Source organism: Stenotrophomonas sp. YJH_SMC_82, assembly GCF_059368875.1.
Genome location: NZ_JCAFSE010000004.1, coordinates 257,273 through 275,013 on the forward strand (window position 1 = coordinate 257,273; position 17,741 = coordinate 275,013).

The following is a 17,741-nucleotide window of genomic DNA, read 5'->3' on the forward strand; positions in this document are numbered from 1 at the left end:
GGCGGAGAGCGGCGCTGCGCGCGGTCGGCGGCCATCGGCGGAGCCCCCTCGTGGCTGGGGGCTTTCCGCGAAAAGCAGATTTCTGGGGTTGGCCGGGTGGGTGGGCTGCGCAGGGGACGCCGTGAATACGTCCCTGTAGGCTCGGGCGCGCCATCCATGGCGCTTACGCCCCTGCGCAACCCACCCGCCCGGCCACGGACAGGTTCCTGCGCGGCCAGCCACGAAAGACAGAACAAAAAATCAAAAGCAAAAGCCGGTCGCTTCGCTCTTCAATGCCTGACTTCTGAGATTTCCCTGGTTGCCGGCCAGCGGCCGGCACTACCGCAGAGCATGCACGCATGGCGTGGATTTACCGCAGATCGCGGAAATCTGTCGAAGGCGGGGTGGGTCCGGTGGCGGGGGTGTCCGCGGCATGGATGCCGCGGCCAAGCCCCCAGGGACGGGTTTACGGCGTCCCCCGCCACCGGACCCACCCCGCCACCCCACGGGAACCCCGCTTTTGCTTTGGCCGTTGCTGTTGCCGTTGCCCTGGCCTCGGCGGGTGCCGGGCGCCGCCCGGCCAGAGCCCTTCCCCCGCTTCCGGTACAATGTCGGGCCCGTTTCCCAACTACGGTTCCCCGGACATGATGGTCCTCGAGGGCGCGCCCGCCCTGTCGCCGTTCCGCCGCGAACGTCTTGAATCCCGCCTGCAGTCCATCGCTCCCTCCCTGCGCATCAGCGGTGCCTGGCACGTCTATTTCGTGCAGCCCGAAGGCAGCGCCGCCCCCGACCTGACCACCCTGTGCCGCATCCTCGAAGCGGCGCCGCAGGCCGAAGCCGTGGCCGACGGCGCGGTCAGCCGCATCGTGGTGCCGCGCCTGGGCACGCTGTCGCCGTGGTCGAGCAAGGCCACCGAACTGGTCCGCGGTGCCGGCCAGCCGGTCAGCCGGGTCGAGCGTGGCCTGCGCATCGACGTGCAGGGCTGGCCGGCCGATGCCGCCGCCCAGCAGGCGCTGGTCAAGGCGCTGCACGACCCGATGACGCAGTCGGTGCTGGAGACCGTGGAACAGGGCCAGGCGCTGTTCTCGGCACCGGCCCGGGGTGAACTGGAGCGCGTGCCGGTGGACCAGCTGGAGGCCGCCAACCAGCGCCTCGGCCTGGCCATGGCCCAGGACGAGATCGACTACCTGCGCGAGCGTTTCACTGCGCTGGGCCGGTCGCCGTCGGACGTGGAACTGATGATGTTCGCGCAGGCCAATTCCGAGCACTGCCGCCACAAGATCTTCAACGCCAGCTGGACCATCGACGGCCAGGAGCAGGACCGCTCGCTGTTCCGGATGATCAAGAACACCCACCAGCAGACTCCGCAGCACACGCTCAGCGCGTACAGCGACAATGCCGCGGTGATCGAAGGCCATCCGGCCTCGCGCTATCGCCCCGATCCGGCCAGTGGCGAATACCGCCGCGAGCCGCAGGTGCCCAGCGCGTTCCAGATCAAGGTGGAAACGCACAACCATCCGACCGCGATCGCGCCGTTCCCGGGTGCCTCGACCGGTGCCGGTGGCGAGATCCGCGACGAGGGCGCGACCGGCCGTGGCGGCAAGCCGAAGGCGGGCCTGACCGGCTTCTCGGTCTCGCACCTGCGCATCCCCGAGCTGCCGCAGCCGTGGGAAGCGCCGCGCGCGCTGAACCCGCGCATGGCGCCGGCGCTGGAAATCATGACCGACGGCCCGCTCGGCGGCGCCGCGTTCAACAACGAATTCGGCCGACCGAACCTGCTCGGCTACTTCCGCAGCTTCGAGCTGCCCGAAGGCGCCGATCTGGTGCGTGCATACGACAAGCCGATCATGCTGGCCGGCGGCCTCGGCGCGATCGACCGCGTGCAGGTCGACAAGATCCCGCTGCAGGCCGGTGATGCGGTCATCGTGCTGGGTGGCCCGGCAATGCTGATCGGCCTGGGCGGCGGCGCGGCCAGTTCGGTGGCCTCCGGCGAGAGCGCCGAGGACCTGGACTTTGCCAGCGTGCAGCGCGACAACCCGGAAATGGAGCGCCGCTGCCAGGAGGTCATCGACCGCTGCGTGGCGATGGGCGCCAACAACCCGATCAAGTTCTTCCACGACGTCGGTGCCGGTGGCCTGTCCAATGCCATCCCCGAACTGCTGCACGACTCCAAGGTCGGCGGTGTCATCGACCTGGGCAAGGTGCCCACCGATGATCCGTCGCTGTCGCCGATGCAGCTGTGGTGCAACGAGTCGCAGGAGCGCTACGTGCTGGGCGTGGCCCAGGAGCGCCTGGCCGAGTTCGCCGCGCTGTGCGCCCGCGAGCGCTGCCCGTTCGCTGCCGTTGGCGTGGCCACCGCCGAGGAGCACCTGGTGGTGGCCTACGGTGCCGTGCCGGGCCACACCCCGGCCGATGCGCCGATCGACCTGCCGATGGACGTGCTGTTCGGCAAGCCGCCGAAGATGCACCGCGACACCGCGCACCCGCCGGCACCGCGCTGGCCGGCGCTGAAGACCGGCGGCCTGGACCTGCAGGAAGCCGGCCTGCGCGTACTCGCGCACCCGACCGTCGCCTCGAAGAACTTCCTGGTCACCATCGGTGACCGCAGCGTCGGTGGCCTGACCGCGCGTGAGCAGATGGTCGGCCCGTGGCAGCTGCCGGTGGCCGACGTGGCGATCACCCTGGCCGACTTCGATGGCGTGGCTGGCGAAGCGATGTCGATCGGCGAGCGTACTCCGCTGGCCCTGCTCGATGCGGCGGCTTCGGCACGCATGGCGGTGGGCGAAGCGCTGACCAACCTGTGTGCGGCCCCGGTCGATGCGCTGGATGAAATCAAGCTGTCGGCGAACTGGATGGCCGCGGCCGGCCACCCGGGCGAAGACGCACTGCTGTACGACGCGGTGAAGGCGGTGGGCATGGAACTGTGCCCGCAGCTGGACATCAGCATCCCGGTGGGCAAGGACTCGCTGTCGATGCAGGCGCAGTGGCACGACCAGGGCGAAGCGCACAAGAGCGTGTCGCCGGTGTCGCTGGTGATCTCGGCGTTCGCGCCGGTCGCCGACGTGCGCCAGCAGCTGACCCCGCTGCTCGACCGCGACGTGGACAGCGAGCTGTGGCTGATCGGCCTGGGTGCCGGCAAGCAGCGCCTGGGCGGTTCGATCCTGGCCCAGGTGCACGCCGACCATGGCGATCTGCCGGCCTTCGCCGGTGCCGCTCCGGACCTGGACGATCCGCAGCGCCTGCGTGGCTTCTTCGAGCTGATCCGCGATGCGCGCCAGTCTGGCCTGCTGCTGGCCTACCACGACCGCAGCGACGGTGGTGCCTTCGCCGCGCTGTGCGAAATGGCCTTCACTTCGCGCCTTGGCCTGGACATCACGCTCGATGCCTGGGGCGATGATCCGTTCCGCAGCCTGTTCAACGAAGAACTGGGTGCGGTGGTGCAGATCGCGCGCGAAGACCGCGCTGCGTTCGCCGACCTGGTCGAACGCCACGCACTGACCGAATGCGCACAGCGCATCGCCAAGCCGACCACCGCGCCGGTGGTGCGCGTGTCGCTGGGTGGCGAGAACCTGGCCGAATGGCGTTGGGACGCACTGTTCGACGCCTGGTGGTCGGTCACCCACGCGATGCAGAAGCGCCGCGACAACCCGGCCAACGCCGATGCCGAGCGCGAGGTCGCCCGTGCCTTCAACGCACCGGGCCTGAAGCCCAAGCTCAGCTTCGACCTGAACGAGGATGTGGCGGCACCGTTCATCAGCACCGGTGCGCGTCCGCGCGTGGCGGTGCTGCGCGAGCAGGGCGTCAACGGCCAGATCGAAATGGCCAACGCCTTCGAACGTGCCGGCTTCCGCGCCTTCGACGTGCACATGAGCGACCTGATCGAAGGCCGCGTGGCGCTGCAGGATTTCACCGGCCTGGTCGCCTGCGGCGGCTTCAGCTACGGCGATGTGCTCGGTGCCGGCCGTGGCTGGGCCACCTCGATCCTGGAGCGCAGTGCGCTGCGTGATGCCTTCGCCGCGTTCTTCGCGCGCGAAGACAGCTTCGCGCTGGGCGTGTGCAACGGCTGCCAGATGATGAGCCAGCTCAAGAACATCATCCCCGGTGCCGGACACTGGCCGCAGTTCCGCCGCAATGCCAGCGAGCAGTTCGAAGCCCGCACCGCGCTGCTGGAAGTGGTGGAATCGCCGTCGATCCTGCTGCGTGGCATGGCCGGCTCGCGCCTGCCGGTAGCGGTGGCGCACGGCGAAGGCCAGGCCGTGTTCGACAACGCCGTCGACCAGGCTGCCGCCCGCGTCTCGCTGCGCTACATCGATGGCCATGGCAACGTCGCCAGCCAGTACCCGCTGAACCCGAACGGTTCGCCGGACGGCATCACCGGCCTGACCAGCACCGACGGCCGCGTCACCATCATGATGCCGCACCCGGAGCGCACCCCGCGCGCGCTCAACCTGAGCTGGGCACCGGCTGAATGGCAGGGTGATTCGCCGTGGATGCGCATGTTCCGCAACGCGCGGGTGTGGTGCGGCTGATCGCATCGTTCCGCGCAGGCCGCAATGCCACCGCGTATGGAAAAACCCGCCGCTTTGTCGGCGGGTTTTTCTTTGTGTGCGTGAAATTGCTGATCTGGCCGCTAGTTACATCCGTTTTCATGCGCCAGCAGTTCGTCACGTATGTCTAACAAAATGCCTTTATAAACACGTGAAATAGTGAACTGCTTCACGGCAATAGGATTTGTCGTGTCAAAGTCTTGACGATCTGCAAAGTTGCCGTTAACACTTGAACCCCGTTTCAGAATCATTCATTTCGCAGTAACCGGTTGGCGCACGCGCTCGGTTTTCTGTCGCTGCGCGCCGTTCGGCAATACCCCGCAGTAAATCACGCGAATAAACGCCCCCAGGGGACGTTGGGCCGGAAAGCCCAGCGGTGGCGTTGCTTTGCCCAAAACCAGTCCAATCAGGAGCCGTACCGATGAATCGGATTTATCGCAAGGTCTGGAACAAAGCACTGGGTCAGTTGGTGGTGGCCTCGGAACTGGCCTCCTCCGACAGCAGCAGTGGCGGGGTCGTCGACCAGCGCCGCGATGCGACACAGGCCACGCCCGCACTGCTGGCGGTGGCACTGGGCCTGGTATTGGGGTTGGGCATGAGCGGCAGCGCGACGGCACAGTCGGTGCAGATCGGCGGCAGCGCCACCTGCGTTGCATTCAGCGGCAAGCTGCTGGAAAAGTGCCTGATCGAAGGCTCGGCCACGGCCAAGGGCAGCAACGCGGTGGCGATCGGCAGCAACAGCAATGCCAGCGCCGCCAACAGCGTGGCGCTGGGCGCTGGCTCCAAGGCCACGCGGGCCAATACCGTGTCCATCGGCGATGCCGGCAAGGAGCGGCAGATCACCAACGTGGCTGCTGGCACGCAGGGCACCGATGCGGTGAACAAGGCGCAGCTGGACGCGCAGGCGCGCGCCACGCAGGCCGCGCTGGCTGATGTAGCCGCCGATGGAAACCGCTATTTCAAGGCCGACGGCGCAGGCGATGACAGCGACGCGGCGAAGATCGAGGGGCAGGGCGCAGTCGCGGCCGGCGCCGGTGCACAGGCGCTGGCCAACGCCACCACCGCCATCGGAACCCAGGCCATTGCCGCCGGTCTCGGCGCCAGTGCCTTCGGCCAGGGCGCCCTGGCCATCGGCGATGCCAGCGTGGTGGTCGGGCAGAGCGCGGCCGCGTTCGGGCTTGGCGATACAGCCGTCGGCGCCAGCGCGTACGCAGCCAGCGAGAACGGCGCGGCCACCGCACTCGGTGCGTTGTCCGAAGCCACTGCCGATGGCGCGACGGCCGTCGGCGGTGGTGCCGTGGCGATGGGCCCGGGCAGCACCGCACTGGGCCGCGGCGCCACTGCCGCCAATGAAGCATCGATCGCGGTGGGGGCGTTCAGCACTGCCGTGGGTGAGTACAGCACCGCGCTGGGGTCCAACTCGGCGGCGGTCGCCACCGGCAGCGTGGCGCTGGGCGCCGGCTCGCTGGCCGACCGTGTCGACACCGTGTCGGTCGGCGCCGCCGAATACGGCCTGACCCGGCAGATCACCAGCGTCGCGGCGGGCACCGAAGACACCGACGCGGTCAACGTCGGCCAGTTGAAGGGCGTCGCCGCCGTGGCCGATGCCACCGCCAAGCGTTTCCAGGCCACGGGCAGCAGCAACAGTGATGCGGGTGCATTGGCCGAGGGCGACGAGGCGCTGGCGGCTGGCGAGGCCGCCAATGCGATCGGCAAGGGTGCGACGGCCGTGGGCGCCGGTGCGACCGCCGTCGCGCAGAACGCCACCGCCGTTGGCAACAACGCGCTGGCCTCGGGCCAGAACAGTGCCGCGTTCGGCAACAACGCGCAGGCCAACGGCCCAGGCAGTGTCGCCGTCGGTGGTGCTGCGGTGGATGCCGATGGCAATCCGCTGATCACCAGTGGCGGCGTGCCGGTGGAAACCGGCGCCACCAGTGCCGGTGTCGGGGGTACTGCGGTGGGTGCGAGTGCCGAGGCCGGTGGTTTCGCCGCGTCGTCCTATGGCGTTGGCGCATATGCCGCCGGCGCGCAGTCGTCCGCGTTCGGTGCGGTTGCCAATGCCATCGGTGATTACTCCACCGCGCTGGGTACGCAGAGCAATGCCACCGGCACCAGCAGCGTGGCCATCGGCGGCCCGGCCGATCTGATTCCAGGCCTGGGCTTCTTCGTGCAGACCCAGGCCAGCGGCGAAGCGTCGACCGCCGTCGGCGCCGGTGCCATCGCCAGCGGTGATCGCGCGGTGGCCAACGGCAGCCTGACCGAAGCGTCCGGCGCCGAAGCGACTGCGGTCGGCTACTTCGCCTACGCACCGGGCGAGAACGCCAGCGCGCTCGGCGCGCAGACCTGGGCCAGCGGCGCGCAGAGCACCGCCGTGGGCTACTACGCCACCGCACGCGGTGCCAACAGCGTTGCGCTCGGCGCCAACTCCGAAGCGGTGCGTGCCAACAGCGTAGCCGTGGGCAGTGCCGGCAACGAACGGCAGATCACCAGCGTCGCCGCGGGCAGTGAAGCCACCGATGCAGTGAACAAGGCGCAGCTCGACGCGGTGGCCAGCACCGCCGACAGCACAGCGCGCTTCTTCCAGGCCCAGCCGGAAGCAGGCAGCGATGCGGGTGCATTGGCCGAGGGCGAAGGTGCGGTTGCGGCGGGTTCGTCGAGCAATGCGATCGGCGCCGGCGCGGTTGCACAGGGCGCAGCAGCCTCGGCCATCGGTGACGACGCCGTGGCGGTGGGTCGCAACAGCAACGCCACCGGCAATGGCGGTGTTGCCATCGGTGGCCTCGGCCAGGCCTACGACGAGTACAACCAGCCGATCATCGGTGCCGACGGTACGGCACAGCAGGTCGGCACCACTGCCGTCGCCGACGCCACAGCGGTCGGCAGTGGTGCGCAGGCGACCGGTGCTGCCAGCAGTGCGTTCGGCAACGCCGCCAGGGCCAGCGGAGACAACAGCTTCGCGGCCGGCGGCAAGTCGCGTGCGACCGGCAGCTACGCGGTTGCGGTTGGCGACAGCGCCTTCGCCAGCAGTGACGACAGCACCGCCGTCGGTGGCTACAGCTGGGCTACCGCAAGCGGGGCGAGTGCGTTCGGTTCCGGCGCCTGGGCAACGGCCACCAATGCCTCGGCATTTGGCAACGCGGCCTGGGCCAGTGGCAGTGGTGCGACCTCCATCGGTTACAACAGCTGGGCCAACGGCACCAGCTCCACCGCCGTCGGTCGCGGCGCATTCGGTTATGGCGACAACAGCGTGGCGCTGGGCTTCCAGGCGCTGGGCAACAGCCTCAACAGCATCGCCATCGGCACCAACACGGTGGCCGGTGGTGAAAGCGCGATCGCACTCGGTGCCGGCAGCAACGCCAGCGCCAGCAACGCCGTCGCACTGGGCGCCGGCTCGGTCGCCAACCGCGCCCGCAGCGTTTCGGTCGGCAGCACCGGCAACGAACGCCAGGTGACCAACGTCGCCGCCGGTACCCAGGCCACCGACGCGGTGAACAAGGCGCAGCTGGATGCCGTGGCGGGCGCGGCAGCCACCACCAGCCGCTTCTTCCAGGCCAGCGGCAACGGCGGTGATGTGGCCGGTGCACTGGTGGACGGTGACAACGCGCTGGCCGCCGGTGATGCGGCCAACGCCATCGGCAACGGGGCCACCGCACTCGGCAGTGGCGCCAACGCGCTGGCCAGCAATGCGCAGGCACTGGGCGTCAACGCCCTGGCCAGCGCCGCCAACGCCAGCGCGGTCGGTGCAAATGCACAGGCGACCGCTGAATACGCAACCGCGCAGGGTGCGGAAAGCGAGGCCAGTGGCGAGCAGAGTGCGGCGTTCGGTGCGGCCAGCATCGCCAGCGGTGCTGGCAGCACCGCGACCGGCGTGCTGTCCGAAGCCTCCGGCGAGGAGGCGGTGGCAGTGGGGTACTTCAGCAATGCCAGTGGCAGCGGCGCCACCGCGGTCGGCAGCGAGAGTGTCGCAAGTGGCACCGCGTCGGCAGCGTTCGGCATCGGTGCCGAGGCGACCGGCGGCTACAGCACCGCCATCGGTGGCTATGCACAGGCCTCGGCCTTCAATGCCACGGCCTTCGGCAACTTCGCCAATGCCTCCGGCTCCAACAGCGTGGCGCTGGGCGGTGATTCGGAAGCCTCCGGTGCCTACAGCACCGCCACTGGCCAGGGCAGCCTGGCCACCGGCACCAACAGCGTCGCCGTCGGCGGATCGCTGTTCGGCGTGCTGGCCACCGAAGCATCGGGCAACTACTCCACCGCCGTCGGTGGCGGCGCCTGGTCCGGTGGCATCAACAGCACCGCGCTGGGCAACGCCGCCGAATCGCGCGCTGCCAACAGCGTGGCGCTGGGTGCCGATTCGATCGCCGACCGCGACAACACCGTGTCGGTCGGCGGCGGTGGCAACACCCGCCAGATCACCAACGTGGCTGATGGCACGCAGGGCAATGATGCGGTCAACAAGAACCAGCTCGACGCCGTAGCCGCCGCAGCGGAAAAGACCAGCAGGCAGTTCCAGGCCAGCGGCAACGCCGATGGCGAAACAGGGGCACTGGTCGAGGGCGACAACGCGCTGGCGGCCGGCGATGCGGCCAACGCCATCGGCAATGGTGCCACCGCGCTGGGCAGCGGTGCCAACGCGCTGGCGGCCAACGCCACGGCCGTGGGCATCGATGCATTGGCCACCGGCAACAATGCGGCGGCGCTGGGCAGCACAGCGCAGGCCAGCGGTGAAGACAGCCTTGCGCTCGGCACCGGTGCCAGCGCCAGCGAGCTCGGCGCCAGCGCGGTCGGTGCGCGTGCACAGGCCAGCGGTGCGTACAGCACGGCAACCGGCACCGAATCCAACGCCAGCGGCACGCAGGCCCTGGCCAGCGGCTTCCGTAGTGCCGCCTCTGCCGATGGCACCACTGCCGTCGGTGGTTATGCCGAGGCCAGTGGACGCCTCGGCACCGCGTTGGGCTACGGCTCGGCGGCCAGTGGTGCCAACACGACCGCCGTCGGCTTCGGTGCTGCTGCAGCCGGTACCGGTGCCGTGGCGGTGGGTCAGTCCAGCGAGGCCAGCGGCGAGGAGAGCGTGGCCATCGGTGGCAGCACCTTCTTCGGCCTGATCCCGTCGCGTGCCAGTGGCACCGGTGCGGCGGCGTTCGGTGCCGGCGCATGGGCGACCGAAGACTACGCCACGGCAATCGGCTGGAACTCGTGGGCCGCCGGCAGCAATGCCACGGCCCTGGGCGCCAACGCCACCGCCAACGGCAGCAACAGTGTCGCCCTCGGTGCCGGCTCCAAGGCCGACCGTGACAACACCGTGGCCGTCGGCAAGGCCGGTGGCGAACGCCAGGTGACCCATGTGGCAGCCGGTACCGAAGCCACCGACGCGGTGAACAAGGGCCAGCTGGATGCCGTTGCCAGCGTCGCCGACAGGACCAGCCGCCAGTTCCAGGCCAGCGGCAACGCCGATGGCGAGGCCGGTGCCCTGGTGGACGGTGACAACGCCTTGGCCGCCGGCAACGCGTCCAACGCCATCGGCAACGGTGCCACCGCGCTGGGCAGTGGCGCCAACGCGATGGCCGCCAACGCCACGGCGGTAGGCGCCGACGCCCTGGCGACCGGCAGCAACGCGGCGGCACTGGGTACCAACGCACAGGCCAGTGGTGTCGACAGCGTGGCCGTGGGCAGCGCTGCCAGCGCCAGTGAACTCGGCGCCAGCGCTACCGGCGCCGGCGCCCAGGCCAAGGGCGCCTACAGCACCGCCAGCGGCGCGCAGGCCACGGCCAGCGGCACGCAGTCGCAGGCCAGCGGTTTCCGCGCCACTGCCTCGGCCGATGGCGCCTCGGCGCTGGGCAGCTACGCCGAAGCCAGTGGTCGACTGGGTACTGCGGTGGGTTACGGCAGCAAGGCCACCGGTGCGAACGCTACCGCGGTGGGTGTCAGTGCCAACGCTTCGGCGGCCGGCAGCATCGCACTGGGCGCAGGCTCGGTGGCTGATCGTGCCAACACCGTGTCGGTCGGCAGTGCCAGCAGTGATCGTCAGATCACCCGTGTCGCCGCCGGTACCGAGCGCACCGATGCAGTCAATCGTGGCCAGCTCGATGCGGTCGCGGCGACCGCCGATGGCACCGCACGCTACGTCAAGGCCAGCGGCGCGGGTACCGCCAGTGCCAGCGGCAGCGATGCCGCAGCGATCGGTTCGGCCGCCAGTGCCAGCGGCGCACGCAGCAATGCGCTGGGTGCAAATGCGATGGCCATCGGCAACGGTGCGCTTGCACTGGGCAACAGTGCCGGCGCGTCCGGTGCGAACTCGGTGGCACTGGGTGCGGGCTCGCGTGCGCTCGATGCCAACGTGGTGTCGGTCGGTGGTGGCAACGGCACCGATGGCCCGGCCGCGCGCCGCATCGTCAATGTGGCCGACGGCCGCATCGCCGCCGGCAGCAGCGACGCGGTCACCGGCTCGCAGCTCAACGTCACCAACCAGCGCGTGGGCGCCGTGGAAACCCGTGTCGGTGATTTCGACTCGCGCATCGCCACGGTCGAGACCACGGCGGCCAGCGCCGTCGGCTATGACGACGCCAGCCGTGACCGCCTGACCCTGTCCGGCTTCCAGGGCACCACCATCGACAACGTCGGCGCGGGCAACATCGCCGCCGGCAGCCGCCAGGCGATCAATGGCGGGCAGCTGTTCCAGTCGCTCAGTGATGCCGCCAGCTTCCTCGGCGGTGGTGCCAGCGTCGGCATGCAGGGTGTGTTCGTGGCGCCGAACTACGTGATCCAGGGCGCCACCTACAGCAATGTCGGCGATGCGCTGGGCGCGCTGGACCGCAAGGTCAGTGAGATTGACCGTCGTACTGCCGGTGGCACGCGTGCAGGCGCGTCCAGCCTGCGCGCAATGAGTGCTTCGCTGGATGAAAGCCCGCAGGCCAGCGTGGCCGACGCACCGGCAACGGCCGATGCCGCGCCGGCCAGTACCGCACGCGTGCAGGGCACGCCGACGGTGGCCGCGGCGGGGGCGGGCATTCCGGTCGGCACCCCGGCCACCGGCTTCAACGCCGTGGCCATGGGCGATGGCGCGGTAGCCAGCGGCGCTTCGTCCACGGCCATCGGCCAGGGCGCCAGTGCCACGGCGGCAAATGCCGTGGCGCTGGGCCAGGGCTCGGTTGCCGATCGTGCCAACACGGTCTCGGTGGGCAGCGAAGGCAACGAACGCCAGGTCACCAACGTCGCCGCGGGCACCACCGCCACCGACGCCGTCAACAAGGGCCAGCTGGATCGTGGCATGGCGACGGCGAACAGCTACACCGACAGTCGCGTCCAGGCCGTTGCCGACAGCTTCGATGTGTTCAAGGGCGAGATCGACGGACGCCTGCGCCACATGGACCGCCGCATCGACCGCCAGGGCGCGATGAGCGCAGCGATGCTCAACATGGCTACCAGTGCCGCCGGTATCCGCACCCAGAACCGTGTCGGCGTCGGCATCGGTTTCCAGGGTGGCGAGTCGGCGTTGTCGCTGGGTTACCAGCGTGCGATCAGCGATCGCGCCACGGTCACCTTCGGCGGCGCCTTCAGCAGTGACGACAGTTCGGTCGGCGTCGGTGCCGGCTTCGGCTGGTAAGCCACTCCATCGCGCCGGCGGCCACCCACGCCGGCGCCGTACCTGCAGTGAGGGCCTGGGGGGAGGTCACGGCAATCCCGGCTGGGCCGGCCGGGAGTCGTCAAGGAATGATGGCCGCAGTGTTGGTTCGATCCATGACCCAGAAGAGGAATTCGACGTGATCAAGAAGCAGAACCTTCGCATCAATGTGCTTGCCGCCGCCGTGCTGTCGATGACGGCGGTCGGTGCCGTCCACGCCGCCGGGTTGCCGACCCGTGAACCGGTGCGCCAGGCCAGCACCGCCCAGCCGGGTACCGAGCGCATCATCGTCAAGTACCGGGCCGGCGCTGCTGCCGCCACCGACCGCTCGGCGAAGCTGTCCACCGTGCAGTCCGCACTGACCCGTGCCAGTCTCTCCGGCGGCACGTCACGCGCCAGCACGCTCGGCCCGCAGGTGGTCCGCAAGCTGTCTACCGGTGCGGACCTCATCCGTGTGCAGGGCCGCCTGGCACCGGCCGAACTGCAGCGCGTGCTGAAGGAACTGAAGGCCGATCCGTCGGTGCAGTACGCCGAAGCCGACGTGAAGCTGCGCCGCAGCGAACTGCGTGCCGGCAACGTGCAGCCGGCGCTGGTGCCGAACGATCCCTTCTACCAGCAGAACCAGTGGCATCTGCACAATGCGGTCGGCGGCATCAACGCACCGGCGGCGTGGGATGTCTCGCAGGGCGAGGGCATCGTGGTGGCAGTGATCGACACCGGCGTCCTGCCGCAGCATCCGGACCTGGTCGGAAACCTGCTGGAAGGCTACGACTTCATCAGCGATGCGGAGACCTCGCGGCGCCCGACCAACGATCGCGTGCCGGGTGCGCAGGACTACGGTGATTGGGTCGAGAACGACAACGAGTGCTATGACGGCTCGCTGGCCGACGACAGTTCCTGGCACGGCACCCACGTCGCTGGCACCGTGGCCGAGCAGACCAACAACGGCGTCGGCATGGCCGGTGTCGCCTACAAGGCCAAGGTGCTGCCGGTCCGCGTGCTGGGCAAGTGCGGCGGCTACCTGTCCGACATCGCTGATGCGGTGACCTGGGCCTCCGGCGGTACCGTGACCGGCATCCCGGCCAACACCAATCCGGCCGAGATCATCAACATGAGCCTGGGGGGCGGTGGTTCCTGCGCCAGCACCTACCAGGACGCGATCAACGGCGCGATCTCGCGCGGTACCACGGTGGTGGTGGCTGCCGGCAATGAAGCCGACAACGCGTCCAAGTACCAGCCGGCCAGCTGCGAAGGCGTGGTGACCGTGGGTGCCACCCGCATCACCGGTGGCATCACCTACTACTCCAACTATGGAGCCCGCGTGGACCTGTCCGGTCCGGGCGGTGGCGGCAGTGTCGACGGCAACCCGGGCGGCTACATCTGGCAGACCGGCTCCAATGCGGCCACCACGCCGGAATCGGGCACGCCGGGCTACATGGGCATGGGCGGTACCTCGATGGCCTCGCCGCATGTGGCCGCCGTTGCGGCACTGGTGCAGAGCGCACTGATCGCCAAGGGCAAGGATCCGTTGACCCCGGCCGCGATGCGTACCCTGCTGAAGGAAACGGCGCGTCCGTTCCCGGTCGCCATCCCGGCGGCGACCCCGATCGGTACCGGCATCCTCGATGCCAAGGCCGCGCTGGCCAAGGCACTGGAAGAACCGTGCACCGAGAACTGCGGGCCGGTGGCCACGCCGCTGACCAACAAGGCCGCAGTCGGCGGCCTGAACGGTGCTGCCGGCAGCAGCAAGCTGTACAGCTTCGAAGCCGTCGCCGGAAAGCAGCTCAGCGTGATCACCTACGGTGGCACCGGCAACGTCTCGGTCTACATTGCCCAGGGGCGTGAGCCGAGCGCCAGCGACAACGACGGCAAGTCGACCCGTCCCGGCACGTCCGAAACGGTGCGGGTGAACAAGCCGGTGGCGGGCACCTACTACATCAAGGTGGTGGGCGAAGCGGCATACAACGGCGTGAGCATTCTCGCCACGCAGTAATCACCTCGTGTCGTAGTTGAACGGCCGACGCCCGTCACCCTGTGTGACGGGCTTCGTCTTTTTACGAAAGGTGGCCGCAGGGCGGCGGAAATCACGGCTTAACTGCTAAAGTCGGGCCGATTGACAGGAGAGTCACGTGAACGCGCTCGCTGCAACCGTTACCGACGACGCCGAAGGCCGCATCCTGGATGCGTTGCTGGCGCGCGGCCGGCTCAAGGAAGGAGACCTGGCACGCGCGCGGCCGTTGCATGCCGAGGCCGGCGGCAGTCTGCTGGGCCTGCTGGTGCGCCTGGGCCTGGTGTCTGAACGCGACCAGGCACAGGCCAGCGCTGAGGTGCTGGGCCTGCCGCTGCTGGAGGGCAAGCAGGTGCCGGAGGCCCCGCCGCAGGCGCTGGCCGAGGGACTTCCGCTGTCGCTGCGCTTCCTGAAGCAGTTCCATGTGTGCCCGCTGGAGTTGGATGAACACGGGGTGCGGCTGTGGCTGGCCGATGCCCACGACGCCTATCCACAGCAGGCCGTGCAGTTGGCCCTTGGGGTTCCGGTGATACCGGTGCTGGGCATGCGCGCGGAGATCGATGACCTGGTCGAGCGCTGGTTCGGCCAGGGCCGCAGCGCGATGGGCGCGATCGTGGAAACCGCGGATGGCGAGGGCGGTGCGGTCGACGACATCGAGCACCTGCGCGACCTTGCGTCGGAAGCACCGGTGATCCGCCTGGTCAACCTGGTGATCCAGCGTGCGGTGGAGCTGCGCGCTTCGGATATCCATGTCGAACCGTTCGAGAGCCGGTTGAAGGTCCGCTACCGCGTCGATGGCGTGCTGGTGGAGGGCGAAAGCCCGCCGGCCAACCTCACCGCTGCGGTGATCAGCCGCATCAAGATCATGGCCCGGCTCAACATCGCCGAGCGCCGCCTGCCGCAGGACGGCCGCATCATGCTGCGCGTGCAGGGCAAGGAGCTGGACCTGCGCGTGAGCACGGTACCGACCGCGCATGGCGAAAGCGTGGTGATGCGCCTGCTGGACCGCGAAACGGTGGTGTTCGATTTCCACCGGCTCGGCTTCACCGATGCCTTCCTGCCGCAGTTCCGCAAGGTGCTGGAACAGCCGCATGGCATCCTGCTGGTCACCGGCCCGACCGGCTCGGGCAAGACCACCACGCTGTACACCGCGCTGAGCCAGCTCAACACCGCCGACGTCAAGATCATCACGGTCGAAGACCCGGTGGAATACCAGATCGAAGGCATCAACCAGATCCAGGCCAAGCCGCAGATCGGCCTCGACTTCGCCAATGCCCTGCGCAGCATCGTGCGCCAGGATCCGGACATCATCATGATCGGTGAAATGCGCGACCTGGAAACCGCGCGCATCGCCATCCAGTCGGCGCTGACCGGCCACCTGGTGCTGTCCACCCTGCATACCAACAACGCAGCCGGTGGCATCACCCGCCTGCTCGACATGGGCGTGGAGGACTACCTGCTCACGTCCACCATCAACGGCATCCTGGCCCAGCGCCTGGTACGCCGGCTGGAGCCGACCCACGCCGAGCGCTACGAAGCCTCGCCGGAAGAGATCGAGCGGTTCGAACTGCGCCGCCTGCAGCCGGAAGGGCCGATCCACCTGTACCGCCCGAAGCCGTCTGCGCTGGCGCCGACCGGCTACCTGGGGCGTACCACCATCATGGAATTCCTGGTGATGAACGATGCGCTGCGCCGTGCGGTGATGCGCCGCGATGGCATGGGCGAGATCGAGCGCATCGCCCGCGAGGCCGGCATGCGCACCATGTACGAGGATGGCCTGTCCAAGGCGTTGAGCGGGCAGACCACCATCGAGGAAGTGCTGCGCGTGACCGAGGAAAGCTGATGCGTGCAGGACGCCGGGGCTGACATGCCGAACTATCGCTACAAGGCGCTCAATCCGCATGGCGAGGTCTTCGATGGGCAGATGGAAGCGGCCAGCGAGGCCGAGCTGATCGCGCGCCTGCAGGACCAGGGCCATCTGCCGATGGAGACGCAGCTGGCCGACGCCGGCGCGATCGGCGGCAGCAGCTGGCGCAACCTGCTGCAGCAGCGCCCGCTGCAGGGGGCCGCGCTGCTGCAGTTCACCCAGCAGTTGGCGACCCTGCTCGGTGCTGGCCAGCCGCTGGACCGCGCGCTGTCCATCCTGCTGGGGTTGCCCGAGGACGAACGATCGCGCCGCGCGATCACCGACATCCGCGACGTGGTGCGCGGTGGCGCACCGCTGTCCACCGCGCTGGAGCGCCAGCATGGGCTGTTCTCGCGCCTGTACGTGAACATGGTGCGCGCCGGCGAAGCCGGTGGCAGCCTGCATGAAACCCTGCAACGCCTGGCCGACTACCTCGAGCGCAGCCGCGCGCTGCAGGGCAAGGTCATCAACGCGCTGGTCTACCCGGCGATCCTGCTGGTGGTGGTCGGTGGCGCGCTGTTGTTCCTGCTCGGCTACGTGGTGCCGCAGTTCGCGCAGATGTACGAAAGCCTGGACGTGGCGCTGCCGTGGTTCACCAACGCGGTACTGCAGCTGGGCCTGTTCGTGCGTGACTGGTGGGTGCTGCTGCTGGTGGTGCCCGGCGTGCTGGTGCTGTTCTTCGAGCGCAAGGCGCGGCAACCGGCGTTCCGGTTGGCGCTGGATGGCTGGCTGCTGCAGCGGCGTGGCATCGGTCGCCTCATCGGCGAGCTGGAAACCGCCCGGCTGGCGCGCACGCTGGGCACACTGCTGCGCAACGGCGTCCCCTTGCTGGGGGCACTGGGCATCGCGCGCAACGTGCTGGGCAACCGCGCCCTGGCCGCTGACGTCGAAACGGCCGCCGATGAAGTGAAGAACGGCGCCGGCCTGTCGCTGGCCCTGTCGCGCGGCAAGCGGTTCCCGCGCCTGGCGCTGCAGATGATCCAGGTCGGCGAGGAATCCGGCGCACTCGATACCATGCTGCTCAAGGCCGCCGACACCTTCGAACAGGACAGCGCCCGGCGCATCGACCGCATGCTGGCGGCGATGGTGCCGGCGATCACCCTGGTGCTGGCCTCGGTGGTCGGCGCGGTGATCGTGGCCGTGCTGGTGCCGCTGTATGACCTGACCAATGCCATCGGTTGACGATGGCACTCCCTGCAACCCCGATACTCCGCAACTGAAAGGACCGTCCATGATTGCCCGTCGCCGACCGATCCGCCTTTCCTTCACCGCCGCGCGCAACCAGTCGGGCATGAGCCTGCTGGAAATCATCATCGTCATCGTGCTGATCGGCGCGGTGCTCACCCTGGTCGCCAGCCGCGTGCTGGGCGGCGCCGACCGTGGCAAGGCCAACATCGCCAAGGCGCAGGTGCAGACCGTCGCCTCCAAGATCGACAACTACCAGATCGACACCGGCAAGCTGCCGGCCACGCTCAACGACCTGGTGACGGCGCCGGCCGGTGTCGGCGGCTGGCTCGGCCCGTACGCCAAGCCCGCCGACCTGAATGATCCGTGGGGCCACGCACTGGAGTACCGGGCGCCGGGCGAAGGCCAGCCGTATGAGCTGGTCAGCCTGGGCAAGGATGGCAAGGCTGGCGGCAGCAGCGTCGACGCTGACATCCGCTACCAGCCGTAACCGCG

At 69.1% G+C, this 17,741-nt stretch carries 6 protein-coding genes; all 6 read left to right on the forward strand.

Going from position 1 to position 17,741, the window contains the following annotated elements; all coding sequences use genetic code 11:
• The first annotated feature begins 623 nt into the window (after nt 1-623).
• The 6 genes from purL to gspG all read left to right on the forward strand — a co-directional run bounded on the left by purL (nt 624) and on the right by gspG (nt 17,736).
• Entirely contained in the window at nt 624-4,508 is a 3,885-nt protein-coding gene (purL, locus tag AC5P53_RS16520) for a phosphoribosylformylglycinamidine synthase (RefSeq protein WP_140222906.1), read from the forward strand.
• A gap of 439 nt (nt 4,509-4,947) precedes the next feature.
• The gene (locus AC5P53_RS16525; protein ID WP_180835253.1) at nt 4,948-12,129 is read left to right on the forward strand and encodes an ESPR-type extended signal peptide-containing protein; all 7,182 of its coding nucleotides are present in this window, start codon (nt 4,948-4,950) and stop codon (nt 12,127-12,129) included.
• Between the two features lie 157 nt (nt 12,130-12,286).
• Nucleotides 12,287-14,140, forward strand: a complete 1,854-nt coding sequence (locus tag AC5P53_RS16530; protein ID WP_014645887.1) for a S8 family peptidase — start codon at nt 12,287-12,289, stop codon at nt 14,138-14,140.
• Between the two features lie 136 nt (nt 14,141-14,276).
• Entirely contained in the window at nt 14,277-15,998 is a 1,722-nt protein-coding gene (gene gspE / locus AC5P53_RS16535) for a type II secretion system ATPase GspE (protein WP_032956506.1), read from the forward strand.
• Nucleotides 15,999-16,022: 24 nt separating this feature from the next.
• Nucleotides 16,023-17,243, forward strand: coding sequence for a type II secretion system protein XpsF (gene xpsF / locus AC5P53_RS16540; RefSeq protein ID WP_032956504.1), 1,221 nt, complete (start codon nt 16,023-16,025; stop codon nt 17,241-17,243).
• Nucleotides 17,244-17,292: 49 nt separating this feature from the next.
• A complete protein-coding gene (gspG, locus tag AC5P53_RS16545) occupies nt 17,293-17,736 on the forward strand; it encodes a type II secretion system major pseudopilin GspG (protein WP_014645890.1) in 444 nt (147 codons plus the stop codon).
• The last annotated feature ends 5 nt before the right edge of the window (nt 17,737-17,741 follow it).

Bases quoted from the DNA above. Each gene is read 5' to 3' on its own strand.
- purL (WP_140222906.1), top strand. From the start codon at position 624: ATGATGGTCCTCGAGGGCGCGCCCGCCCTGTCGCCGTTCCGCCGCGAA.
- AC5P53_RS16525 (WP_180835253.1), top strand. From the start codon at position 4,948: ATGAATCGGATTTATCGCAAGGTCTGGAACAAAGCACTGGGTCAGTTG.
- xpsF (WP_032956504.1), top strand. From the start codon at position 16,023: ATGCCGAACTATCGCTACAAGGCGCTCAATCCGCATGGCGAGGTCTTC.
- gspG (WP_014645890.1), top strand. From the start codon at position 17,293: ATGATTGCCCGTCGCCGACCGATCCGCCTTTCCTTCACCGCCGCGCGC.